Below are 848 nucleotides of genomic sequence, written 5' to 3' on the forward strand. Positions count from 1 at the left end.
CCCGTGAGCTGGCCGACCGGGCGCACCGGGCGGCCGTGGCGCACGGGGACGCCGACGCCGTCGCCGAGGCGCTCGAGGAACAGGCGATCCTGGCGCACATCCAGGGCACCTGGCGCACGGCGCTGCAGGTCCAGATGCCGCGGCTCGCGGCCGTGGACCTGGGCGGCCGGGTCAGCCGGTTCTTCGAGATCAACCACTGCATCGGGCAGTACCAGCTCTACGAGGACGCCCTCGCCGGCGATGTCGAGCAGTACGCGCGCGAGACGCTGGCACTGGCCGAGCGGGCCGACGCGGTGGCGGTGCAGGCGTTTGCCTGGTGCCTGCTCGGCGAGTCGCTGCTGTTGCGCGGCCACTGGGACGCCGCGGCCGCCTGCCTGGACCGAAGCTGCGAGCTGTACGCGCCGATGGGTAGCCGGTCCGTCGCCCTGCCCTGGCTGCGTCGGGCCGAACTCGCGATCTGCACGGGTGCCTTCGACGAGGTCGAGCCCTACCTCAAGCGGGCGTCCGCCATCGCGGCGGTCACCCCGCTTGCCCGGCACGCCTGGGGGCGGTTGCACGCCACGGCTGCGCTGGCGGCACTCGAGCGGGACGATCCTGACGGTGCCGTCGAGTCGGTGCGGGCGGCGTCGCGCACCGCGGCCCGCTACGGCGACTGCGCCAGCTGCGGTCTGTTGCTCAACCCGATCGGCGCGGAGACGCTGGCGCGGACCGGCGACGCCGCGGGAGCGCGGGCCTTCGCCGAGTCGGCCCGGCGAGCGGCGTCGTTCCACGACAGCATGGCCTGGACGGCCATGGCCGAGTCGGCGGCCGGTAGTGCCGCGGCGGCCGCGGGCGACCCGGTCGAGGCC

The 848-nt window shown here is 75.4% G+C and carries 1 pseudogene; it reads left to right on the plus strand.

The annotated features are described in order from the left end of the window. Window positions 1–848 (plus strand): annotated as a pseudogene (locus tag ND748_RS33000) (transcriptional regulator); the annotation flags it as partial.

This window comes from Frankia sp. AiPs1 (assembly GCF_023716945.1).
Lineage (GTDB): Bacteria > Actinomycetota > Actinomycetes > Frankiales > Frankiaceae > Frankia.